Here is a 24679-nt window from a genome sequence, read left to right as displayed (position 1 = left end):
GGGCTATACTGCATTATTCTTTCTGAAATTTGTGGGGCTGCAACCTCTGTATTTTTTAAATAGTTTATTTAAATGGCTTTCATCGGTGAAGCCTAATTCTGCTACAATCTCACTGATTCTCATTTCACTATGCAATAATCTGTTTTCTACCAGTTTCAGTTTATAATTCAGTATGTACTGTTGCATTGTTTCGTTTGTGTGTTTTTTAAAGTAACGTCCCAAATAATTCTCTGAAATGCCGAAATGTTGACTGATAGCTTTCGTTTTGATTTTCTCGGATTGATAAATGTAGGTCTGGATATATTGCAGTATACCGAGTGATTTCTCTTCGGAGCATTCATTGACTTGTTCAGGCAGAAACATGGCGATATTGCGTGCAACGACTATTATTATGGTGTTTATCAGTTGCGTTATGATTTCTTTGCTATATAAGTTTCTATTGACGTATTCCCTGATGATGGCTTCAATCATAGGTTTTACGAGTAGTTTGTCTGTTCGATTTCGTAAAATACAGCCAGGTTGGTGGTTGGCATGCTGTAAGATAAATTCTAATCGTTTTATGTTTTCTGTACCGAAAACAGCGGAATGAATGTAGATATCATTGAACTTAATATCGATAAACTTAGTAGTGGAATGTATTTCAAATGAATGTGAGTCTCCGGGAGTTATCATAAATAGGTGTCCGCCGTGATAAGAAAATTTATTATTGTTAATCCATTGGATACCTGTACCCGATAAGATGTAGACCAACTCAAAAAAAGTATGGTCGTGTTCTTTTAGCATTGACTCGTCAAACTCACTGAAACTAATCTCAAACGGTTGATGTAAGTTTTCTCTTTTCATAAGACAAATATAGTCTAAAAAACGTAATTTTACCGATATAACGAAAAGTAATACATAATAATAGACCTAAAAATGGTATAACTTTGCTTTAAATATTAAAAATTGATAGGATATGAACTTTTTAGAACTTACAAAAAAACGTTTCTCGGTGAGAAATTATAAGTCAGACAGGGTCGAACAGGATAAAATCGACTATATCATTGAATGTGCCCGTTTAGCTCCTTCTGCAGTTAATTATCAGCCTTGGCATTTCATGGTGGTGGTCAGTGAAGAACAAAAACAGAATTTACGGCAATGTTATAATAGAGAATGGTTCGCACGGGCACCGGTATACATTGTTGTTTGTGCCGATAAATCGATAGCATGGGTACGTAAATCCGATAACAAAAATCATGCGGATATCGATGCTGCTATTGCTACAGAGCATATCTGTTTAGCCGCAGCCGAAATAGGGCTGGGAAGTTGTTGGGTGTGCAACTTTGATCCGGAATTGTTTAAAGCTAATTTCAGGCTGTCGTCCGAAAGATATCCGGTAGCTATTGTATCATTGGGATATATCCAAGAGCAACCTGATCATTTTACTACCCGAAAGGACAAGGATGAAATTGTTACTTTCTTATAAATCCGCATGGGAGGGAACGAATGAAAACAGAGATGGAGAAATGCTTGGCCGGTGAATGGTATGATTGCCATGCTCCGGTTTTTCTAGAACTAAAAGGAAAAACTCACCGTTTGTTGATGAGATACAATTCACTGTCTTATGAACAAAAAGAAGAAAAATATGCGATTCTGAAAGAAATGTTCGGTAGTATCGGAACAGAGGTTTCCGTAGGACATTCTTTTCTCTGCGATTATGGATGTAATATTCATATTGGTGATAATGTTACGGTAAATATGGGCTGTGTGTTTGTCGATTGCAATAAGATTACAGTTGGTAATAATGTACTGATTGCTCCTAATGTCCAGATTTATACGGCAACGCATCCCATTGATTTGAATGAACGGTTAACACCTGTTGAGGCACCGGAGGGAGTTCGATATGTCCGTCATACATTTGCCCTTCCGGTCACTGTTGAAGATGGTTGCTGGATCGGTGGTGGAGTTATTATATTGCCCGGGGTTACTATTGGTAAGGGAAGTGTTATTGGTGCCGGAAGTGTTGTTACCACAAATGTTCCTGCAAACAGTCTGGCTGTTGGAAACCCATGTAGGGTGATTCGTCAAATCAATAAATCTGAAAATTATGATCCGGCTGGTAGCTTTTGATCTGGATGGTACGATAGGAGATACTATTCCGCTATGTTTAGCAGCATTCAGAGAGGCGACTACTCCTTATGTAGATCATGAACTATCAGATGACGAGATAGCGCGGACCTTCGGATTAAATGAAGAAGGTATGATCAATCAAGTGGTTTACGGTGATAGTCGGGAGAAGGCATTAAATGATTTCTATGTAATTTATGAAGAAATGCATGCCATTTTATGTCCCAAGCCATTTGAAGGGATGAAAACATTGATCGGGCAATTACATGAAAGAAATGTAATAGTAGTTCTTATTACGGGGAAAGGTATAAGAAGTTGTGATATTACATTGAAACAATTTGGTATGGATGGGTGTTTTGACCGAATAGAAACCGGCTCTTCTGAAAAGAACAGAAAATCAGAAGCAATGAAGGACATATTATTATATTATGGCTTTAAGTCGAATGAAATGATATATGTAGGAGATGCGGTTTCTGATATCGAGGCATGCTATTTCGTAAAGATACAGTGTTTGTCAGCGGCATGGGCTGCATCGACAGACTGTGAGCAGTTAGAAAAATATAATTCCGGTTATGTCTTTAGTTCAGTTCGGTTATTACGGGATTTTCTACTTTGTTGAAGTACTAGTTTGAACCATAAAAAGGTTACTAATATAGTTTGTGGAGATAAATAAAAAACGTTGCGAAAGATGATTCACAACGTTTTTTATTTTGAAGTGGTGCCACCAGCAACCGAAAATAAGTTTGTATAGCACTATTTCTCAATAAGTTATATCTTTATCACGATGTTAGTCCCTTGAATAAGGTTTTCACAGCTTTGCACCGTTCAACACAAGTTTGTGTCTTAGGTTCGATTTCTGAATGCAAAGATAGTAAAATTATTCTATATAGGCTCATCTTTTATTCTTTTTAAAACATTGTCTTTATTAAAGTCAGGAGGTGTTGGCTTTAAATGTGTTTTTTCTTTATCTATTAATTCTTTTTGCAAATTGTATTCTTTGTTTTGGAAATCTCTTAGTTTATCGATCTGTAATTCATCTATCAAGACAACGGGGTGCTTACCTCCTTTTACAGATATCATATTTTTAAAGTCACTTTTTGCTGGTTGAACGATTCTTGAATCTCCATATTGTGAGGAGTTTGCTTGTACGAAGAAGCAATGTAAATCTCTAACCCATGAACCTGCAATATCTGAGAAATAGTTAATATCTTTATTGTACTCTGTTGCAACAATGAAATCTAATTTAGATTTAAATAATGCACGATCTGAGATATTGGCGAGTTCAAAGCAATTATATACAGAAAAGTACGATTTTCTCCAGTGAAATAAATCGTATAGTTTTAATTCTGGTTTAATTTCTGAGGGGTTTATAAGTCTATATCCCTTTAGGAGTTCTTTTTCAGAGTGTGAATAATAGTTTTTAAGACGAATTCTAACTAAACATGTTGTAAATTCTTTTTGTTTTATTGGAAGAATTGTTGCTGTAAAATTATATGCAAAGTTATATGAGCTAACAACATGTTCTAAGCCAATAATAAATGCAATATTGTTATTCTTGCTTTGTTCTGCAAAAAAGTCAATCCATTCAAAAGGTACAGAAACTTCAGGTAATACTACTAAGTCTACGTGTTTCTTGTGTGAATAATTCATTATTTCAAAAATCCTTTTTCTTCTCTCTTTTGAGATATTTGGAATCATTTTTATAGCAGATAAAATATCATTTTCTGAAACTTCAATATTTGCAAGGCCTATTTTTTTGTTGCATTCAACTTCGTTGTCTTCTAATATATTTATATTTTTGCAATTACTGTTTTCTGATTGTGTTAAAGTGAAAAAATCTTTAGGATATATTGGATCTGTATTACTATATAAAAATCTCCAATCGTAATTGAATTCTTTGTACTGATTAAAAGCGATATCCTGTATTTTGTCAAATAATCGAATGTCGGACTCTTTATTTATACTGGAAAATACTTGATAGATGTTAAGTATGTTGAATTCGTGGTAGTGCACGAAACGTGGGGATATAAATTTTGCTATATTGATTTGAATTTTTAAGTCCTTTATATTTTTGATATTTATATGAAATAAGTCATTTGTAATATGATCTATATAATCAGTATAATTAATACAACTTATTCCTAATAAATTCTGTCTAAACATATTTGTTTTTCTAATATCATCTGCTAGCTTATGTATTACCACATCGTCATTGTTATTATCTATTTTGATATTCATTCGCATAGAAATAGGCATTGCAATAGAGATAAATAAAAATTCTTTTAAATCCTCTTTTATTTTGTTTTCACCATTGACTGTCTTAATATTATTTATTGTGTTTAGTACTTGATTGTAGAAAATAATTAGACATTTGGATTCGTTGTTTATAACAAAATATGTCGCTACTTTTTCCCATAAAGTATATAGAGATAGAGCAGTAGAACCTTTAAAGAAAGTCAGTATCTGTTTCGAAGATTGAAAAAAATATTTTCTATTGTAATCTTTTTCATTAGGAGATATTTTTGAAAGAAATATTTTATGAGCTAAAAATTTGGAGGCTCCATATTTATCTTCTTTGAACTCTTTAATACTTCTAAGTTTATTAATAGAGTCTGAATAATGCATTGAAAATGCTTCGTTATCAAATTCATTATCAATGTTTTCCTCATATGGAAGAAAACGAAATTCACTCCGATTTTTATCTAGATTTTTTTTAAATATATTAATTGCTGCTCTAGATTCTTTATGATTAAAATGCTCTAATATTACTTTTTCAGATTGAATTTTTAACTTATGAGAACCAACTGGTAAGAGATAGGTAATATTGTTTTCATCTAGTATTGTTTCCAATATATTTTTTTTAATAAAATATCGATCAATAAAATCATGAATAGGATTGTTCACCTCTAATTTGACCTTTCGATCACTAAATACAAAAAGAATATCATCTACATATCTTCCATAATAAGCGGGATTTAATTCTTCTTTTATCGTTTTGTCAAAATCTTCTAAATATAAATTTCCTAATAGTCCAGAGGATAGAAGGCCTATAGGTAAAATTGTATATCCAGCATTCAATTCATCATTTGTTAGTGGGATGTCTAATAACTTGTTTATTTTTGATGTATAAGTTTTGTTTATAATTTGAAGCAGATGAAAGCATTTCTCAATTTGTTTATTGGAATGTGAACATCTGTTTTTAATTGAATCCAAGTCTATTCTGACTGAGTAGAAATATCTTTGTATATCAAGGCTTAGAATGGTGGCATCTTTGTTATCATCTAAGAGTTTTGTGGCTGAATTTAATGCATTATCTCTCCAATTTTGATAGCCAATAAAATAAGGTTCATAGAGTTGCAAGCCAGTAACAACATAGTTCTCCTTATTGGTCTCAATCTTAATATCTGTCATTGGTAGATAAGATTCATCTAATAGCAATAACTTATAAGCATAATTGTTTTCATTTACATATTTGCAAAGTTCTTTTCCTGCTACTATTAACCACAATACTGATATTATATGTATTTCAATAGGTGCATCTATTAATATATTATAACTTTCTACCTCTATTTTCCCTGTATGAGGTATATTGGTGACTATTGTGCTTTCTTTTTTCTTTATAGATTTAGGTACAAGTTTATAACCTATTTTGCTTACAAGTTTATCTAAATCAGTTTGATAATTATCAGAATTCAAGATGTCATACAAACTTTTCATCTTCTTTTTAAAATTATCTTCAAAATTCTCACCTGCTAATATTGAAGATTCGAAACTGGAGAATTCTTTTCTAATAAATAAAGATGTATTATCATAATAAATATAGCTTTTCAATTTACGATAAGCTTCGTATATTTGTTGAAATGTAAATAGTTTATTATCTATCATACTTTTATATGTTTCTTGTTAAATAATATCCTCCGGTTTTTGGGGCACCTCTGAATTCAACCAAACCTTTATCATTTAGAGATTTAAGGTAGCGCATAGTTGTTCTCCAACTTTTAGAGAGACTTTCAGCTACTTCCGAAGCATTTAATCCCGGTTTAGCTTTAAGCAGGTTTAAAATCGTTTGCTCATTCTCATTTACTATGCCATTTATTATGCCATTTACTATGTCACGGTTGGCAGAGTTAGTGTTTTTCCGTTTGAACACTACCGTAAACATCCCTTCCGTATGAAATTCCGGTTCGGGCAGATTTGCTTCCCTCATGGCTTCCTGCATACGAGGAATACCGGATGCAACTCTTTCTACCAAGTGCATACGGGTAAATAATCCGAATATTAGCGGATTACGTGTCATGCTTTTATGCCCGAAATCTTTAGCCACAACAGGCAGAAGTCCTCCGGGATTGGAAATTTCTACCCGGTCATCAAACATTTCTATCATAATGCTTGCGCCTTGTTCGTAGTAATCACGGTGCGACAGGGCGTTTATAATGGCTTCTTTAAATACGGTCAGAGGTATTTCCCAAATTTCCTCTCTTGGTCCTGCTCCCTCTATTTTATAAGCTACTTGCAGTTTGCTTTCCAGCCAAGACATTGCCTGTAAATACTGTTGGTACAATGAACCTCCGAAAGTTTTATCATCTATAATATAGACTTTATTCGTTCCCTTGAAAAGAACACATCTTGTAACAGCGTGTGGAAATTTTCTTTCAGGTTGTTTTCCGAAGAACATCGCTGCTCCGTTCTTTGCCGTTCCATTTTCAATAAACAGTTCCAAGTTCTCAAATATTTGTTTGTCGGGTGTGGACGGACTTAGTTTGGCTTCTGTTCGAAAGCCTTTAATCATTTGTTCGTCTGCATCCGTGTAGATATTGAACCAATGACAGGGTATATGGTCGAAAAAGATTTTGTTACATTCCTGAAAGAAGCTACGCATTTCTTCGGCTGTGCGAAGTTTCTGTGAGTTTGCCCCTTCACGCACATAGATAGAACCGGAAAATATATAAGGTTTATCCTTGCCGGACGGAACATCAATTACCCAAACAGTTTTATTCCCAACATTTACGGAATACAATTCACAGTGGAGTGCAGGAGATATTTCGCTGATAGAACCTTGAATGGCAGAACGTTTATCGTTTTCTAAATTAGTATCTACTACTTGCCCGTTATCATCTACTCCAATAAGCAAATATCCTCCGTCTGCATTGGCGAAAGCACATATTTCCTCTGTCAGTTCACGAACTTTTGAAGGAACACGAACTTTAAATTCTACATTATAGCCTTTTCCGCTATCAATGAGTGACTGTAGGTTTTCTGTGTAAAGCATAATTTTCTGAAATAGTGGTACAAAGTTAATTGTTTGTTGGGTAAGTAGTTCATAAACTCCTGCCTATTTGTCATGAAAGTCTCTTTTATCTTAGATATGATGGACCTGAGAAAATCTGAAAACAGGATGCTCTTTAAAATCTCATCATGAAAATTTCCGTTTATTTTAGGAATGTTCCTAGATTGATTATACAAATGGAGCAATACAAAATGGGAAGAATGAATACACAAAAATAGTAAGCAGAACGAACTAATATAAAGTATCTTATATGATTAAAAAAACTAGAATATAAGCTTATATTAAAATATTCTCTTTTCTCCAACTTGAACATTATTAAATCAATAGGCAAATGATTATTGTATCTATCGAGTATCTTTTCATATTCACCCTTTATTTTAAGAACTTCCTGCATACTATGTTCTGATTTTACTTTTAATGACCGTAGTTCATTATATAATTTTGCTATTTCCAAAGCGCATTCGTGATAATTTTTAGCATGAACAGAGTAATTTTTTGCATAAGCAAATTGGCTAAAAACTAAAATTAATATGGAAAGTGAGATGGATATAAATGTACTGCAATTATCAGGAAGAGTAAAAAATGGTATTTTGCATAGATTTAAAACACTAAAAATAATTAAATATGAGGATACCCATCCTACAATACGATTATATCTAGCATCTAATTCTTCGCATCGTTCACTTGCCTTAAATCTAGCTCCTTTCGTAACCCATAGTTTGTAATTTAATTCAACCTCAAAATTATTATCTTTTAAGTATTCTGGAATGTACTTTTTCTTATTACGTATATTCTTGGCTCTTCTTGTCTTATTATAATACTTTTTGAAAGAACTTGAATCTGGTAATGTTTCAATAATATAGCGGAACATAATATGTGTTTTTGATTAATATTGACTATTGCTGAGTGACAATGCTCTGTTATTCATATTTTGGGGAACAAATACTTCCCCTCACAAGGATAAAATCGGGAAATATATAAACTTGTCTTTCCCTGATAGGACATCAATTATCCAACTTGTCTTATTCTCAATACTTACCGCATACGTCTCACGATGAAGAGTCGGAGATATTTCACTGATAGAGCCTTGGATGGCAGAGTGTTTGTCATTTTCCAAATTTGTGCCAGTAATCAGTCCATTATCATCTACCCCAATAAGTAAATATCCTCCGTCTGCATTGGCGAAAGCGCAAATTTCCTCTGTTAGTTCACGAACTTTTGAGGATACACGGACTTTAAATTCTACATTATAGCCTTCTCCGGTATCAATGAGTGATTGTATGGTTTCTGTATTTATCATAGACATCTATAAATATAATGCAAAAATAGCTATTTGTTTGGTAATCTCTTTATTAATACAGCTTTATTTGTTGTTGTGGCTTTTAATTGCTTATTTGTGAATCCCTTAATTCAATTTACGTTTTCACTTAACGAAAATAAGAATTTTATCAGTTGAATAACAGGTGCTTAGACGAAGTGTATAGAATAAGCTGTAACGATATAGAAACGAAAGAATTTCTTCAATCTGTTTAGCATTTCCATTGTTTCAAAACCTCACTATAAAAATAGTGATTTTGTTTGTTAAATGGAGTATCTGTTTGAAATCTTTTGGGTAATTTTGTACTCTCAAACGGTAAATATGATATTAGAAGACTTAATAATCAAGGAAATAGGTCTATCATTCAATTCATATGGAAGATTGATGGATGTATGCGATGAAGTTGTTTTGAAGAAGAAAGAATTTTTATTGCATCAGGGACAAGTATGTTCATTTATTGGTTTTGTAGAAACGGGAGTTTTACGTTCTTATATAGAGAAGGAAGGAGATGATTATATCAGTGACTTTTATTTTGAAGGTTCATTTACCACATCATATAGAAGTTTTTTGACGAGAGAAATAAGTGTAGGAAGTATACAAGCGTTAGAAGATTCGGTTATATATCGTTTGTCTAAATCCGACTATGACCAATTACTACAAGAGTCAAATGAGTGGTATAAATTAGGAAAGTATATAGCAGATACTCTCTTTATAAAAAAATGTAGAAAAGAAACATCATTACTTATGGATAATGCTTTAGGCAGATATAAATTGCTATTACAGACTTATCCTAATATAGAACAAGATGTGTCGCAATATCATATTGCATCTTATCTCGGAATAAAACCTGAATCTTTAAACCGCCTTAAATCTCTTAACATAGGTCAATGAAATAAGGTCTTGTTCCGTTCTATCTTTGCAGCAAAACAAATCAATCATGAATAAGATAGCGATATTCATTTTATTAATCGTTTTAAATTGTTGCACAAATATGGAAAAGAAAAACGTAGCAAGAACCAATCTTTTTTCTGTCCGATTGAAGGAAAAACAAGGTTTGTCGAAAGTTGAAATTAAGAGAGTTGTTATTCCACAAAGCGGAAAGGCGGAGTATCATTTGCACCCTTGCCCAGTTGTAGGTCATGTTGTTTCGGGAACTTTATTATTTCAGATTGAAGGGGAAAGTCCTCAATTGCTAACAACAGGAGAAGCATTCTATGAGCCTAAGAATAAGCCGATATTGCATTTTGATAATGTATCAGATTCCGAGTCTTTAGTGTTCATAGCATACTATTTAATAGAAGAGTGTGAGGATTTAATAGTGTTATTGCCTAAAAAGTAAGCTGTTCTTCGGTAAATAATTGTTTATTTTGCAATAAATAGCCATAGTATTATGCCTGAAAGCATTCCGCAATTCTATAAAAGAATACAAAGTTGTGACCTTCAATCGGATACAACCTATTCTAAGGAGAAACCTTATTTTAATATTTTCTCCCGTCAATGTAATTTTGGAACAGTACAATTCAGTTACAGGGAATTTTATAAGGTTACATTGATTATAGGTGTAGGAAAGTTATATTATGCAGACAAATGGATTTTGGTAAATCGTCCTGCATTATTATTTTCCAATCCTTTAGTTCCCTATGCTTGGGAATCAATCAGCGAAGAACAGAAAGGTGTGTTCTGCATTTTTAATGAACGATTTGTGCAGTCGGAAGAAAAAAACGGCTCATTAGCTAATACTCCGTTATTCAAAGTAACAGGAGATAAAGTTTTCTTTTTGGATGATACGCAAGTTGCTAAAGTGTTGGATATATACACGCAAATGCAGGAAGAAAATCAATCAGACTATGTAAATAAGTTTGATGTCTTAAGATGCTATCTTCATTTGTTGATACATACAGCCTTAAAAATGCAGGATTCCAATCGGTATGAGTCACATCTAAATGCTTCGCAACGTATTACAGAATTATTCATTGAATTGTTAGATAGGCAATTTCCCATTGATTATCCGCATGCGGTATTAAATTTACGTACTCCTGCTGATTATGCAAACCGCTTGTCTGTACACGTTAACCATTTAAATAAGGTGATTAAAGATACGACAGGAAAAACGACCTCTGAAATGATAGCGGAAAGAATAATCAAAGAGTGTACGCAATACTTATTACACAGTAATCTTTCTATTTCAGAAATAGCGTATAGTCTGGGATTTGAAACAGTTTCTTATTTCAGTAAATTCTATCGTAAGCATACAGGCAAATCACCAAGCGAAGTCAGGGAACGAACAATTATTTGATTTGTGCAAGTGATGCTTTGAATTGTATCAATCCACCCAATTGCCTTTCTTTAATTTTGTACCGACTAAAAATATAAATTATGAAGTACAGAAAATTAGGTAAAACAGGAGTAAGCTTGTCCGCTATCGGATTAGGTTGTATGGGTATGAGTGCTGCATATGGAGTAGCCGATGAAAAAGAAAGTATCAAAACATTGTATCGTGCATTGGAACTCGGAGTTAACTTTTGGGACACTGCCGATGTGTATGGCAATGGTGCAAATGAAGAATTATTATCTAAAGTATTGGTTGAAAAAAGAAATCAGATTTTTATTGCAACAAAATTCGGTTTCCGTTTACGTAATAATCAAGGCAGTGTATTTGCCGGTGGTGAAAGTTATGTGGATGCTTCTCCTAAATATCTAAAACAAGCAGTAGAAAGCAGTTTGAAAAGGTTGAATATTGAAACTATAGATTTGTACTATGCACATCGGATAGACCCGACAATACCGATTGAAGAAACCGTTGGTGCTATGGCAGAATTGGTAAAAGAGGGTAAAGTACGTTATTTAGGATTAAGCGAATGTTCTTCCGAATCATTGCGGAGAGCCTGTGCTATTCATCCCATATCTGCTGTTCAAAGTGAATATTCTTTATTAACTCGTGACGTTGAAAAAGAGATTTTACCATTGACAAAAGAATTGGAAGTAACTTTAGTCCCATTTTCACCATTAAGCAGAGGATTGGTAACAAATACTATCAATGTACACACATTAGGAGAAAATGACCTCCGAAAGCATTTACCACGTTATAATGGCGTATATTGGGAAAATAACAAGAAACTGGCTGCTGAATTTGCAGAAATGGCAGAAAATAAAGGAATAACCTCATCTCAGCTTGCTTTGGCTTGGTTATTAGCACAAAGTGAGAATATTATCCCCATTCCGGGCACTAAACGGATAAAGTATTTGGAAGAAAATGCAGAAGCTGCCAATGTTAATTTGTCAACAGAAGATGTTTCCAATATAGAATTGCTTCTAAAGAAATATCCCAATATCGGTAATCGATATAATGAACATTATTTCAAATTTGTAAATAAATAGTCCTCTCAACGGGAAGTTCTGTCAAATTCTGGCAGAACTTCCATATTACAAATATTATGATGAGCAACTTATTACAACAGAGATTTTTCCGTCTATTGTCGGAATATCCACAGCGTAAAGCTTCTGTGGATAAACTATCAGAAGCTATCAACGAATTAGCTACCCATTTAGCTGATTTTAGTACTAACGAACAGGATAATAGCGTTTTACTACGCTGTTTTTCTTTCGGATTACATAGACTTAAATCGTACCGTGTGTGGTTTGAGCAAGAAAAAAATGCCTTATTTGTATCTCATTGATGAAGCGATAGGATTACTGAACAATGAAATACGCCTTGTAGAATGGCGTATTAAATACCCTGAACAGTTCAAACCACACTTTAATAAACAACCTTTTTCTCCTCTTTATTTGGCAGACAAAACAAACCTGATTGATATAATGGAAATTATCAGCAGTTTATTCCTTTCCAAACATATCGTCTATAAAAATGGCAAACCAGCTTTTTTGTCTGACTTCTCTAAAGCCTTTGAATGGGTGTTTAACATCCAACTGAAAGACTATCACCAAAAGCATGAGGATGTAATAAAGCGCAAGCTGGGCAAAATAACCGAATTTCTTAATGGACTATCTGACCTTATCCGAAACGAACATGATAAAAAAGGATATAGATAATCAATGACTTAACTTTAATTTATAGGGGATTCCATGTGCTACCCCGTAATTTCTTTACGCTGGTTTTCTCAACTTTGCTTCATCAATCGATTGACAATCATTAATGTATAATCTGAAGAATGAACCAAATATGTATATAGAAAACTACGATTTCAAAGAATGGATGCAAAAGCTATTTGATAAATTGGATGAGCTTTGCAAGGATGTACGGGTATTGCGTAATGTCGACAAGGTGTTGTCTGAAGATGATAACCTGCTGGATAATCAGGATTTATGCCTGTTATTCAAAGTAAGTATCAGGACTTTACAACGACTGCGAAGCAAAAACAAATTACCCTATATGTTGATTAGTGGAAAAGTCTATTACCGGGCTTCGGATGTCCGGGAGTTTATCAAGGAACGGTTTAATGCGGTCATGCTCCGTAACTTTGAAAAGCAGTTCGGGGAAAAGAAGTAAGACAGATAAGCCGGAGTGGTGGGTATCACTTGCTCCGGCTCTCTCTTTTCTATGGTTTCCCTAACTTATCCGCTTCCTTTTTTAACTGTTTGGCTTGCTCGTCCAACAGCCTTGCACGTTCCAACGCTTCCGCTTGCTTACGGCTGCGATATTCAAAATCTATAACCGTATCTGTTACGCTTTGAATAAAAGCATTATCCCGTTTCCGGCTGAAATTCATTTCCAGCAAATCTAAACTGCTACCGTCAGCCTTTCCTTTCATCAGGAGATAACGGTATTTTATATCATTGTCCTGTAACTGCTGCATCCGTTCCGCAAAACGGATATTCAGGACTAACGACACAAGGCAAATGAGTATTCCTGCTAAAAAAAGAAAGAATTTCGGTTTCAGGTAGAGAGTAGTCCAGTTTAGAAATTTATCATACCAAGAACTGGATTCTGTCTTTTCCAATTGTTGTGTGTCAGCCGGAAACAATATCTTTACTTTCTCCTTGAAATACCTGTGTGAAGCTACGATAAGCCCTTTTATATCTTCAAGGTCTTGTTTTGGGTTCTCGGACTGTCCTTGCTTGATATTGGCGATTTGACTTAAAATCTCCTGCTCTATGTTTTCAAGAATGGCAGGCTTTCCCTGTAATTCTAAAATACGCTGCTCAATAACATCCAGTCGGTTTATCGTTTCCTCCCGGCTGGCTGGTGTCACCTGTTGTTCCTGCTTCTCTTTCAGTTCCGTAACCATAGAGAGAAGCCCCTCTAAAATCAAATTTTCTTCCATACGCTTATAACTTAAATTGTCGTTTCTTTTTCTTCTTCTTTCTCAAATCGGGATTGTCAGGCGTTTCATCAACAGGAGAGGACGAAACGGAAAACAAACCACCTAAACCTGCCAGTAGCGAATTATCACTTTTGTTTATTGCTGGTTCCTGTGTTTGTGGGGTAATCGTTTGCTTGTTGCTTCCGGCTGTTGTCAACCTTGCATCCCCGAAATATTTATCCAATTTGGAAAAACTGAAACTGCGGTCAATCTCCGAGCCTTTGAACATGTATTCACCTTTGGAAAAAATGCCCTGTATTTCATCCGTCTGCCCTTTGTGTTTGAACTGAATGCTGATACCTTTTTCCATTAACTGCTCCTGTAACTGCTGCCAGTTCCTTGATTTCCCGATTTCATTCTTTACAGCCGTGTAAATCTCGTATTTCGTTTTGTCCGGCTCTTTTAGACAGTGCTGTTTCACCTGCTCTGTCCCTTTGGCAAAATACAATCCGTGTTTTTCTTTCAGCTTCTTGCAAACTTGCTCGTTCCGGAACATATCGTTACTGTCTGAAATGGTTTTACCGTTATTATCTATCCGGTTGAATACGATATGTACATGCGGATGCTCCCGGTCTTGATGCCGCACGATGATATACTGCGTATCGGTGATTTTCATTTCACGCATGTACTCTTGTGCCAACTGTATCATTTTCTCGTCTGTTAGTTTTGGGGCATCCACTACCGAATAACTTAGCGCAATATGTCCGACTGGCTTCTTCAAACCGGGATTCATTTCTGTTTGCATACAGAAACTACGGATAATGTCCTGCTTGCTTTCGGCTAACACTCCCTCCGCATGAAGCAAAGCTGCCTGTTCCTTGCCGAGTACATAGTTCACACAACCTTTAAATCCGCTTCCCTTTTTTATTTTTCCAATCATCCGATAACTGGTTTATGATTTCAATAATCCTGTTTTTCAGTTTCACAAGCTCCACTGCCACGAGCGCAAAACCTCCTGCATTGGCACGGTGCGCAAGCTGGTTGAGGTTGTTGGCTTCTCCGGCTAACTTGCGGATACTGTCTGCGTCCTGCTTGTTCAGTCGGGGTGTTACCTCTGTCGAAATAATCGCTTGCCGGACGTATTCGCTAATAGGCAGACCGGATTCTCCGGCTCGCTTCTTGATAGCGTAATACTGTAACTCTGTCAGCTTCGTACTGACTACCCGTTTTTGTTTGTCTATCCGGTTCTTTGCCGGTCGACCTCCTGATTTGTTTCTTATCTCTGTCATACGTTTTTGCTTTTTAGGTGGTATCTTAGAAATTGCGACCAACGGGAGAAATTTCCCTTTGCGATGAGCAAAGCAAGGTGTTTCGGTCTACCGAAACATAACCTTGCTCCCCTAAATCATACCGCTTGCCGTTGGTATGCTTTGCCTGTTCTACTAATTACAACCGCCTGCCCCTTTTTCTTTTTTCATCGGGAGTTTGTCTATTTTTATCTTCCTGCTGTTGTTGCTTGGCAGACTGTTTTTGTTTCTCCGACTGCGTTTGTTGGGTTGACTGTTGCATCCTATTCTCTGCTTGGTTGAACTTCTTCCCACACAGGTAATCGTTCAAGTCCTTGTATTCATTGTACAGATGTGATGAATCACGTACATGCCAACAATATTCTTTTTGTATGGCTTGGGTAGCTTTACGCCCTGCATCGTCATTATCCAAAAGGCAGTGGATATGTTCGTATTCGGCTAACGGGTATAAGGCTTTATCTACATTTGTGGTTGAGTTCAGGATAACATAATCCTGCCAGTCAAGACAAGGATAGGTAGGATTTGTTTTCTGCCGGATGGCGATAAAAGAAAGATAGTCCATAACTCCCTCGAAAACAAAACAGCTATCGTTCTTTTTGCCTGACTGCCGTATGTGTGTGATGTCTTTGGGTGATGTACTGCCCTTGAAACGTGGATTGCGAAGCTCGTAACCTCCGGCATCGTTCTTGAAAGCGAGTGCAAAATAAGGTTTGTCGCCGATACGGTAATACATTTCCTGCACATAGTGTACTGCCATTTGAGGTGGAATGTTCCTGCTTCTCAAATAATCTATGAGTGCTGGATTCTGCAACGGCTGGATTTTACGGATTTCTATCGGGCTGGTCGGTTGTTTCCTTTCATGCTGATTCTTTTCTGAAACCTCTTTTCCTTGAAAAGAAAAAGAATTTCCGGATGAATACTGTTCCAGCCGACAGATAGCATCGTAGGCGTTGTACCCGTGCTGCTTCATTACAAGGTCGATGAGCGAGCCACCCTCGCCTGTCCCGAAGTCACACCACAGGTTTACACCGTAATCCACCTTGAAACTGGGCGTATCATCCTGACGGAACGGACTATGGTACATGCCGTAATAATATTTATCCACTGCGGGCAGAATGCCCAATGATTTCAGATAGTCTTTGATACTGATATGATTAGCTTCCTGATAAGTCATAATCTTTATTTTTGAATGTTTGTAAATTGCAGTAATGAAGTAAGAAGCGAGTAAGAAGAAAAATAGTCAACTTTTTGCACCTATCTCTTTTTCTTTCAACGGATTATACTCTATGCAGTAAGATAAGTAAGTTATTCTATACAAAAGAGATAGAAATATTACCTATGTTGTTTTCTGACTTTTCTTTTTTTTTAATTTCCTGAAAGTTCAGGGTTTTATCTTACTTCTTTACTGCGTATTGTATAAATGATTGGTATTCAATGAATAAAACACAGTAAGATGTTTTGCGGTAGTTACTACATGGGAGTAACTGTGCCAATTATAAAACGGCTGTGTTAACCGTAATCGTTATCGGTGTAGGGTATGGAAACAGGCTTTATTCTGTACCCATATACTGAATAGTTGCAGTTGCTGATACGCTTTTGTACCCGTTTAAATCCGGCTTTCCGCAATGCTTCCCCCAACCGTTTTTCAGATAACTGCATAGGGCAGACATCCCGTAAACAAGTGAGAATTTGCGCTGTTGTCATAAAGAAAAGGCTTTCTTCTTCCTCTGTGGGCTTCTCAAAATACTGCATCAGCATTTCAAACTCAACCGTTTGCACCTCAAATTCCGCATTTGTCAGGTGCAGTTCTTCAATCTCCGCATCATTAAACCAATAGCGTACACCTTGCCGATACAAGTACATGATTTCGGAGTAGACATTATCCATGTTGATACTTTCTGCTGTCGGTTTATCAATGTGCAGGACTTCAAAAGGCAGAAATCGTCTGTTCCCTGTCGGGTCTGTCAAGAACTCGTTACCGTTCACCGAAGCCATGAAGCTGGCTAAATGCGGATATTCCTCTATGTAAATATCATACGGTCTGCGGTATTTAACTGCCGGGGTGGTTATCAGGTTCTTTAATGCGTTTTCATTCTGCTTGTTGAGTTCCTTTAGCTGGTCGTCGATGTTGATAAACAGATATTCGGCTATCAGTGTCAGAATATCTTTGCTTTGTGGGTCTATCTTCCCGGTAAATAGATAATTTTTTAGCGATGACGGGCAAAGGTTATCCAGCCACCATGTTTTGAACTGTCCCTGATTGTCGCCAGTAAGGACTAAACAAGTATGGTTTTGACAGCCTGTATCATTCATGGCATTAGCTACCACACCGACAAGCCATTTCGTAAAATACTCCTCCCACTCGCCGGGATTGGCTACTTGCACCGTGTTCAACAGTTTTTTGATATATCCATGTCCGGCAGGATTCAACAAGGGTAGGGCAGTAAGGTATTCCCGTATGGGATGCACCTTATTTGCGAAATCGCTTTCCAATATCATACGGATGTTTTCGGCAGAGGTGGTAATACCTGCGGTAACATCCAGTTTGCGCCTGAAAGAGTTCAAAGCAAACTTTGTGACTGGCTGATACAAACCGGAAGTATTTGCAGCCCGGTATTCTGTCCTGCTTTTCACAATATTAAACCGGAAGTCGTACAAGGAATTAAGCTGCCTTTCGATGCGCTCGTTCTTGGATAACCTACCCTCGGTGTGTTCCGCTTCGTTATCCCTTTTCTCTTTCATCGGATAGTTTGCTGGAAGCTGGTACATATTGTTGCTGCATCCACCGCTGCAACTCGTCCACATCGAAACGTAAGGAGCGTCCACGTTTGACACATGGTATTGCTCCGCTGCTGGCTAAGTGGTAGAGGTAATTAACTGAATATCCGGTTATCCGACTGGCTACGGATATTTTGACTAAAACGGATTGCTTGCTGTCCGGTTCTTTGGATGAAGAACTGACTATGGGGGAAATCATCTTTTCGATGTTTTCCAGCTGCTTGAAAATTTCTTCAAAAGGATTGTTCATGGTGCTTTGTTTTTTGAATTAGCACCACAAATAAAATAAGAAAAAATGGTAAAAAACAAAGCGTCAGGCATTGGGAATTGCTTTGCTCGGCTCTGCTTCAAAATACTATCAGACTGTGAAAGTTCGCTTGTGTTCTTTACCTTATTATAATAGGGAATGAAATGTGAACGAAGTTCTTTATATCGCTTACCTTTTTGGGTTTTTCTTATACTTTTCTCTATGCAAGTGGGACAAATGAGGACATATAAGGACATCTGCGGACAGTCTGAAACAAGCTATTATTCAAGGCTATATATTTGCATCAAACAAGAAAAAAGAAGTAATATCAAAACATAATGAAATATGGAAATAGTAACCATTGAAAAGAAAACATTCGAGCTTTGGCAGGAAAAATTTAACCACTTTATCAATCGTATGGATGCCCTGTGTATTCCTTTGCGGAGAAAACAGGATAAGTGGTTGGATAACTGCGAAACCTGCCGTTTGCTGAACGTGTCTGCCCGGACGATGCAAACCTATCGTGATACGGGTAAATTACCTTATTCGCAAATCAATAACAAGATTTATTATAAGGTTTCGGATGTGGAAACCTTTATGCAAAATCACGTGAAGAATAACTCTAAAAAATAGAACCTATGGATTTGATAACGAAAGATTCCAATATAACACAAGTCTTGTTTTCATCCCTTGACCGGATGTTGGAGAATGTGGAATACATGGTAACGAATTATCATCCGGTACTGGGTGGCGAACATTACCTGACAGGTGAGGAAGTCTGTCAAAAGCTGTGTATCAGCAAGCGAACTTTGCAGGATTACAGAGATACAGGACTGTTGGGATATGTACAGCTTCCAGGAAAGATAATTTATAAAGAATCAGAAATTTGTGTCCTTTTAGAAAATCATTATCGAAGAAGTTATTAACACATTTCTTTTATGATCGTATAAAATAGGCTAAAGAGTTTGATTATTATGTGCAGAAAAAGAGCTACATTTGTCTTATGTTACTTAAATATAAATGCTTATGAACATTAGAAAGGCTTTTCTGCACCATATTGAACAAAGTTTGAATACAATCGATGCTGTAGATCTAACAGAACATTATAGTGATATTGAGCCAATAGTGCAATCAATTCTAAATGAGATATTCTCAGGTAAGAATAAGAGAGCTTGTTTGATTCCTCCTGATAATAGACTCTTGAGTGCTATTGTTGAAGGAATTGAGAATGATATTGTAGAAATACAAAATTCATCTGTTACCATTAGTGCCGAAAGATTGCTTCGTAAAGAAAAAGATGCTCAAGAACTATATGGCTCTATTACACAAATACCTAAAGGTAGTTTATTTCATTTGTTGGTAGAGGACGATGGTAAGACTTATTTCATAATAACTAAAACTGACCATGATAAATTTCTCGATGAGAGAGAGCTGTTGACTAGAAGAGGCATTCCATTGAATAAGAAAACGTATAAATCATTCTTTTGTGAGATAGTTGATAATCAGTTAATCAATGCTTTTATCTATGATCCTTCAGGACGCTCGGCTAGATATTGGTGGGAAGGATATTTGGATGTACAGCTTTGTAATTCTGATGCAAAGAATACTGAGAAAGTATTGACGCATTTGATCGATAAGATTATCTTTTCGGTGAAAGTGAAAAGTCCAGATGATTATAGAGTACTACGGGACAATACAATTTATTATTTTAGAAGTCATGAGGAGTTTAATTTATCTGAATATCTGCAACATGTTTGGGAGCATTATACTCCAATTCTTGAAGGGCTCTCTCTTGACAGGTGTAAGGATAAGGTAAACAAAATGTCTGAAAATAAAAATTTCGATACATCTTTTTCTATTATACCTGCAAGTATAAATCGTAGAGTTAAAAGAAATATTCCATTAAGTCCAAAGTTGAAATTGCAAATAGATGATATGAGTTTTCAAGAAGAGAAAAGTCTTATTATTCCATTAAAGAATGAAGATGGAAAATGGATTCAGATAAAAACAGATTCTGGATATGATTATTTTAAACGCAATGAAACTGATTAATCTTATTTCGACAACATTTGGGATTGGTGTACAAGATCTCTTATTGAAAGAATCATTTAATGAAGTTGAGGTATGCTTTCGATTACCTCGTCCATTTTGTGTGATAGCTGATGATATAAACTTATTTTATGCGCAAATACTGGATGATTGTCAGTTTGATTTTTTGTATTGTGGCAATTCTGAAATAACCATTAATTCTTTGCATAGTATAACTGATGTAGAAAACTTTGTAAGTCATATTAGTGATAAACTTGCAAGTTTAGATTTAAATGATCCTGATGATATAGAAGTTGTAAACTCTTTCTCTATTCTAGTAAAAATTAGAAAAGAAATTAGAGAAAGGGTATTGAATATTTATGATTTTATAGCTTTATGTAATTATTGGAATGACTTGACATGGGAAAACCGATTATTTGTTTTATCAAAAGAAGAGTTGAAGAGGGGGATAGTCTTTTATCTTTTGGAGGATGATATATGTTCTTTTAAAACAGAGGGGTTCTATTTCTCCCACAACAGGGAAGAAAAGCCTCATATAGTAAATTGTTTAGAGGATATTAGAGAAAATGTGTATTGGGGAAATCTTGATGTATACAAATTGACCCCTCTATATTTTCATATAACTCAAAGAAGTAATGTGGAAAATATATTTCAAGAAACATTTGATGTTCTATCGGCTGTTTTTTCATTGTGCTCTATTTTAGATATAGTATCATTGAATGCAAAGGATGGAAAACTGGTTTACAAACTTTGTGGTTATAAGAATATTAATGGAGAGTTGAATATTGATAATTCATTTTCATTACTAAAAAATACCGAAAACGAGTATTTTAAAATATTTAGATGGATTTATATTGGAGAAGGTAATAAAACAGATAAGATCGGTATTGCAAGAAATGTATTAAGCCTTTTTATTGCAAATGATAATATTGCTATTGAAGATAATGTTTTTATTTCTATTCAGTCTTCATTTAAGACCTATTTAAAAGAAAATCTAGATAAATATGTTGCTATTAGAAATCAGATTTATCAAGAACTTGATGCTATAATCTCTTTGTCTTCTGCTGTTAAAAAAGATTTTTTAGAAGGGTTTAAACACAATCTTCTTGCCTGTATTACGTTCTTTTTTAGTACTATCGTTTTAGAAGTATTAGGTGGTAATTCTAAGTCTTATTTTTTATTTACAAAGGAAGTTTGCATATTGTGTTATGCCGTCTTTTTTATTTCATTTTTATATTTACTTTGGATGCGAGGTGATATTGAAGTAGAGAAGAAAAACATAAGCAATCGATATGTTGTTTTAAAAAAACGATATTCAGATTTACTGATCCCTAAAGAGATTGATATAATATTAAGAAATGGAGAAGAACTAAAAGAACAAATGGGATATATTGATTTGGTAAAGAAAAAATATACAGCTTTATGGATTTGTTCTTTGTTGACTTTATGTGTTATCGTAACAGTTCTGTCTCCTATTGGAAATATGTTTGCTGGAATGATATTTGCTTTTAAATCAATAATAGTAATATTCGGACTATTGATTTTTTTACTTGTGAGATTGGGTTCGTTTATTTTGTAATTATTGCTATACTGTAGGGAGAAGATGAACTTCATCTTCTCCCTAATATGTTACAGTAGTAATAGATTTTCAACATTTTGCATATCTTTCAAAATACTTAGGTCTAATACCTTTGCGTAATGCTGTGTCATTCTCGTAGAAGAATGTCCCAACATTTTAGACACATTTGGAAGTGATACATTGTTAGCCAGTGCAATGACGCTTGCGAAGCTGTGTCGGGCGGTGTGCGTGGTTAGATTTTTTCTAATTCCGCACAGGTCGGCAATTTCTTTCAAATAACTGTTCATCTTTTGATTACAGGGAACTGGCAACATAACGCCTTTGTCAAGGCAATACGGATTGTCCTTGTATTTGTCAAGTATCTGTTTCGGAATACTCAGAAGTGGAATATTACAAAGATTGTTTGTCTTTTCACGAGCTTTTACTATCCACAAGTTGCCGTTGCTATCCTCTGAAATATGTTCGGGACGTAAATTATATACGTCTATAAACGCCAGTCCGTGTACACACAGAAGATAAATACATCCCGTACCAGTTCCAGCCGTTCTATTTTGAACTCTTTCTGCCATATCTTATTTATTTCGGCTTGGCTAAGGAACTGTTTGTTTACTTCTATCTCGTGAAACTTGATTCCGGCAAATGGATTTTTTGTTATCCATTCATTTGCAATGGCAAGGTTTATCACTTTCTTGAAACACTTCATATAACGGATAACAGTATTTTGTGCGCAATGCTTTTCCGTTTTCAGGTATAAATCAAAGTTACGCACCAATTCCCCGTTTACTTCACGTAGTAGAATATCATCTACCTTATAATCTCGTTTCACCAGTTCCATAAGATATTTAAGGCAATTATCGTAACGTCTTACGGTAATGTCGGCATAATCCGTTCCGATTAGCTTCCGGCAGTTGTCGTTATGCTCCTTGAATACATTATATAATGTCTTGAAAGTTTCGTCCTTTCCCTGATAGCGGTTTACTATGGCACGGGCAGAAATAATCTTTCCCTCCAGTTCTAAATCTTGATAGATTTGATAGAATTTCACACGTAAGGCATCAATGTAATGGTTTAGTTCTATGGAATTGCGGTCTTTGCCTATTGATTTCTCTTTGTCCTGCGACCAAAGTGGGACTTTTACGCTTCGTTTTAGTTGAAGTTCCACATACAAGCGGTCATAAGTAACACGCACACGCACGGGAGCTTCCCCGTTTTTTAACAGTTTGCTTCTCTTGATGAAGAACAAAACACTGAATCTTTTTCTTTCCATACAGCTCAATTTTTAATGATACAAAGTTAGGAAATCGAACCGAGGACTCTGTTGTGTAAAAAAGCGCAGCGTGCTGTAAAAGAATGAAGTAGCTATTGTGCAGTGGAACATTCAAGGCTTTCTAAAACTGTCCCCCGAATAAGGACGTATAGTCTGCTTCAATCCCACTTATTTTACCTATTCTTGGAAATGAGAAATCCCTGAACTTCTTTGAAATTCAGGGATTTACATCGTTTTTCTTTCTTTAAAAGTGGTGCCACCAGGAATCGAACCGGGGACACAAGGATTTTCAGTCCTTTGCTCTACCAACTGAGCTATGGCACCTTTCTTGTTTGCGGTTGCAAAGGTAGTGAAAGTTTTTGATTTTGCAAACCTTAGGGTAATAAAAAACACTGATAATAAGCTATTCTGCTTATTATCAGTGTTTTTCTTTCGGAATTTTTTATTTATTTTCCTGTAGTGGATTCCATCCCTGAGCTTTTAACTCGAATTCCTGACCATCGCGTGTGATCAGTGCGCAGCCTAATTCGGGCTTTGTAATATGTCCGATCAGGCGGACACCTTCCATTTCCGATACTTTTTCGTGATCGGCAATGGGAACAGTGAAAAGAAGTTCATAATCTTCACCACCGTTCATGGCACAGGTGGTGAGGTTCATATTGAACTCTTCTGCCATAACTGCAGTTTGATAATCGATAGGGATATGCTCTTCGTAGACACGGCAACCTGCTTTACTTTGAGTACATATATGCAATAGCTCCGAAGAAAGTCCGTCAGAGATATCCATCATAGAAGTCGGAACGATGTTTGCGGCGGACAGTTTCTCAATAATGTCTTTGCGGGCTTCCGGTTTGAGCTGTCGTTCCAACAAATACTCTTTTCCGGAGAAATCCGGCTGAGCATCCTGTTCGCCTTTAAAGACTGCTTTTTCGCGTTCTAACAGTTGTAGCCCCATATAGGCGGCACCTAAGTCGCCACTGACACAGATCAAGTCGGTATCTTTGGCGCCATTACGGTAAACTACTTTATCTTTGTCGACTTCACCAATACAAGTGATACTGATGGCAAACCCTGTCAAAGAAGAGGTGGTGTCACCACCTACAATATCGACTTTATATTGTTGGCATGCCAGACGGAGTCCGGAGTAAAATTCATCCATATCTTCCACACTGAAGCGTTTGGAGAGAGCAAGTGAAACTGTAATCTGTTTGGGCGTTCCATTCATCGCATAGATGTCGGAGAAGTTAACCACAGCAGATTTGTATCCCAAATGCTTTAACGGCGTGTAGGTTAGGTCGAAATGTACACCTTCCATCAAGAGGTCGGTAGTCACCAACACTTGCTTGTCGGCAGGATAGGAGAGGACGGCTGCATCGTCGCCTACTCCATATTTGCTTGATTCATTTTCTAATTTAATTCCTTCGGTGAGATGCTTGATCAGTCCGAATTCACCTAAGGTTGCTATCTCTGTTCTCATATA

25 protein-coding genes, 1 tRNA gene and 2 pseudogenes are annotated in these 24679 nt (G+C 35.9%); 14 read left to right on the top strand and 14 right to left on the bottom strand.

The genetic code is table 11. The annotated features are described in order from the left end of the window. Positions 1-3: 3 nt before the first annotated feature. Complete coding sequence (locus tag BF9343_RS15915) at positions 4-843, bottom strand: AraC family transcriptional regulator (protein WP_010993360.1); 840 nt, start codon at positions 841-843, stop codon at positions 4-6. 112 nt (positions 844-955) lie between these two features. Here BF9343_RS15915 and BF9343_RS15910 point away from each other — a divergent pair, with 112 nt between their 5' ends. The 3 genes from BF9343_RS15910 to BF9343_RS15900 are packed head-to-tail and all read left to right on the top strand — an operon-like array spanning position 956 to position 2725. After that, positions 956-1465 carry a nitroreductase family protein gene (locus tag BF9343_RS15910; RefSeq protein WP_005790192.1) on the top strand — a complete coding sequence of 170 codons (510 nt, stop codon included), beginning with the start codon at positions 956-958 and terminating at the stop codon, positions 1463-1465. 20 nt (positions 1466-1485) lie between these two features. Further along, complete coding sequence (locus BF9343_RS15905) at positions 1486-2109, top strand: sugar O-acetyltransferase (protein ID WP_010993359.1); 624 nt, start codon at positions 1486-1488, stop codon at positions 2107-2109. Beyond that, entirely contained in the window at positions 2087-2725 is a 639-nt protein-coding gene (locus BF9343_RS15900) for an HAD family hydrolase (RefSeq protein WP_010993358.1), read from the top strand. The genes BF9343_RS15905 and BF9343_RS15900 overlap by 23 nt, the downstream gene beginning before the upstream one ends. Positions 2726-2988: 263 nt before the next feature. Here BF9343_RS15900 and BF9343_RS15895 read toward each other — a convergent pair whose 3' ends face one another. The 4 genes and pseudogenes from BF9343_RS15895 to BF9343_RS15880 all read right to left on the bottom strand — a co-directional run. Then, positions 2989-5991 carry an RNA-directed DNA polymerase gene (locus BF9343_RS15895; RefSeq protein WP_010993357.1) on the bottom strand — a complete coding sequence of 1001 codons (3003 nt, stop codon included), beginning with the start codon at positions 5989-5991 and terminating at the stop codon, positions 2989-2991. 4 nt (positions 5992-5995) lie between these two features. Then, on the bottom strand, positions 5996-7375 hold the full coding sequence (locus BF9343_RS15890) for an ATP-binding protein (RefSeq protein WP_010993356.1): 1380 nt from the start codon (positions 7373-7375) through the stop codon (positions 5996-5998). A gap of 160 nt (positions 7376-7535) precedes the next feature. Further along, positions 7536-8264, bottom strand: coding sequence for an SLATT domain-containing protein (locus BF9343_RS15885; protein WP_010993355.1), 729 nt, complete (start codon positions 8262-8264; stop codon positions 7536-7538). Between the two features lie 58 nt (positions 8265-8322). Continuing rightward, a pseudogene (locus BF9343_RS15880) lies at positions 8323-8693 on the bottom strand (AlbA family DNA-binding domain-containing protein); the annotation flags it as partial. Between the two features lie 339 nt (positions 8694-9032). Here BF9343_RS15880 and BF9343_RS15875 point away from each other — a divergent pair. The 7 genes from BF9343_RS15875 (at position 9033) to BF9343_RS15850 (ending at position 13218) form a co-directional block, all read left to right on the top strand. Next, on the top strand, positions 9033-9602 hold the full coding sequence (locus BF9343_RS15875; RefSeq protein ID WP_041926334.1) for a Crp/Fnr family transcriptional regulator: 570 nt from the start codon (positions 9033-9035) through the stop codon (positions 9600-9602). A 46-nt stretch (positions 9603-9648) separates the two neighbouring features. Continuing rightward, entirely contained in the window at positions 9649-10050 is a 402-nt protein-coding gene (locus tag BF9343_RS15870) for a cupin domain-containing protein (RefSeq protein ID WP_100764412.1), read from the top strand. Positions 10051-10101: 51 nt separating this feature from the next. Further along, on the top strand, positions 10102-11007 hold the full coding sequence (locus BF9343_RS15865) for a helix-turn-helix domain-containing protein (protein ID WP_010993351.1): 906 nt from the start codon (positions 10102-10104) through the stop codon (positions 11005-11007). A gap of 80 nt (positions 11008-11087) precedes the next feature. After that, positions 11088-12089, top strand: a complete 1002-nt coding sequence (locus BF9343_RS15860; protein WP_010993350.1) for an aldo/keto reductase — start codon at positions 11088-11090, stop codon at positions 12087-12089. Positions 12090-12148: 59 nt separating this feature from the next. Then, positions 12149-12388, top strand: a complete 240-nt coding sequence (locus BF9343_RS23980) for a hypothetical protein (protein ID WP_077687921.1) — start codon at positions 12149-12151, stop codon at positions 12386-12388. Then, complete coding sequence (locus BF9343_RS15855; protein WP_010993349.1) at positions 12342-12761, top strand: RteC domain-containing protein; 420 nt, start codon at positions 12342-12344, stop codon at positions 12759-12761. Before BF9343_RS23980 ends, BF9343_RS15855 begins: the two co-directional genes overlap by 47 nt. Before the next feature lie 130 nt (positions 12762-12891). Further along, positions 12892-13218 (top strand): helix-turn-helix domain-containing protein, encoded by a 327-nt coding sequence (locus tag BF9343_RS15850; protein ID WP_041926333.1) that lies wholly within the window; start codon positions 12892-12894, stop codon positions 13216-13218. A 49-nt stretch (positions 13219-13267) separates the two neighbouring features. Here the strand turns inward: BF9343_RS15850 and BF9343_RS15845 are convergent, their stop codons facing one another. The 6 genes from BF9343_RS15845 to BF9343_RS15820 form a co-directional block, all read right to left on the bottom strand. Next, positions 13268-13993, bottom strand: coding sequence for a hypothetical protein (locus BF9343_RS15845; protein WP_010993347.1), 726 nt, complete (start codon positions 13991-13993; stop codon positions 13268-13270). 4 nt (positions 13994-13997) lie between these two features. After that, positions 13998-14912: a relaxase/mobilization nuclease domain-containing protein gene (locus BF9343_RS15840; RefSeq protein WP_010993346.1), complete on the bottom strand. Its 915-nt coding sequence runs from the start codon at positions 14910-14912 to the stop codon at positions 13998-14000. Then, positions 14878-15261, bottom strand: a complete 384-nt coding sequence (locus tag BF9343_RS15835; RefSeq protein ID WP_010993345.1) for a MobC family plasmid mobilization relaxosome protein — start codon at positions 15259-15261, stop codon at positions 14878-14880. The genes BF9343_RS15840 and BF9343_RS15835 overlap by 35 nt, the downstream gene beginning before the upstream one ends. Positions 15262-15418: 157 nt before the next feature. Next, a complete protein-coding gene (locus tag BF9343_RS15830; protein ID WP_010993344.1) occupies positions 15419-16453 on the bottom strand; it encodes a toprim domain-containing protein in 1035 nt (344 codons plus the stop codon). A 335-nt stretch (positions 16454-16788) separates the two neighbouring features. Next, entirely contained in the window at positions 16789-18021 is a 1233-nt protein-coding gene (locus BF9343_RS15825; RefSeq protein ID WP_041926250.1) for a VapE domain-containing protein, read from the bottom strand. Then, positions 18002-18307, bottom strand: coding sequence for a helix-turn-helix domain-containing protein (locus BF9343_RS15820; RefSeq protein ID WP_028727080.1), 306 nt, complete (start codon positions 18305-18307; stop codon positions 18002-18004). Before BF9343_RS15820 ends, BF9343_RS15825 begins: the two co-directional genes overlap by 20 nt. Before the next feature lie 342 nt (positions 18308-18649). On the opposite strand from BF9343_RS15820, the gene BF9343_RS15815 reads away from it, so the two are divergent. From BF9343_RS15815 to BF9343_RS15800, 4 genes are all read left to right on the top strand, one after another. After that, positions 18650-18937, top strand: coding sequence for a helix-turn-helix domain-containing protein (locus BF9343_RS15815; protein ID WP_010993342.1), 288 nt, complete (start codon positions 18650-18652; stop codon positions 18935-18937). A gap of 5 nt (positions 18938-18942) precedes the next feature. After that, entirely contained in the window at positions 18943-19230 is a 288-nt protein-coding gene (locus BF9343_RS15810; protein WP_010993341.1) for a helix-turn-helix domain-containing protein, read from the top strand. A gap of 100 nt (positions 19231-19330) precedes the next feature. Further along, positions 19331-20356: a nucleoid-associated protein gene (locus BF9343_RS15805; protein WP_157395710.1), complete on the top strand. Its 1026-nt coding sequence runs from the start codon at positions 19331-19333 to the stop codon at positions 20354-20356. Beyond that, entirely contained in the window at positions 20343-21932 is a 1590-nt protein-coding gene (locus BF9343_RS15800) for a hypothetical protein (protein WP_061430061.1), read from the top strand. Before BF9343_RS15805 ends, BF9343_RS15800 begins: the two co-directional genes overlap by 14 nt. Before the next feature lie 50 nt (positions 21933-21982). Here the strand turns inward: BF9343_RS15800 and BF9343_RS15795 are convergent. From BF9343_RS15795 to thiL, 3 genes and pseudogenes are all read right to left on the bottom strand, one after another. Then, positions 21983-23199: pseudogene (locus tag BF9343_RS15795) on the bottom strand (site-specific integrase). A 251-nt stretch (positions 23200-23450) separates the two neighbouring features. Beyond that, a tRNA-Phe gene (locus BF9343_RS15790) sits at positions 23451-23523 on the bottom strand. Between the two features lie 118 nt (positions 23524-23641). Next, positions 23642-24676: a thiamine-phosphate kinase gene (gene thiL, locus BF9343_RS15785; protein WP_010993338.1), complete on the bottom strand. Its 1035-nt coding sequence runs from the start codon at positions 24674-24676 to the stop codon at positions 23642-23644. Positions 24677-24679: the final 3 nt, after the last annotated feature.

The sequence above is a fragment of the Bacteroides fragilis NCTC 9343 genome (assembly GCF_000025985.1).
Taxonomy (GTDB): domain Bacteria; phylum Bacteroidota; class Bacteroidia; order Bacteroidales; family Bacteroidaceae; genus Bacteroides; species Bacteroides fragilis.
Note: the sequence above shows the minus strand (reverse complement) of the source record. Positions and strands in the feature narration are given on the sequence as shown.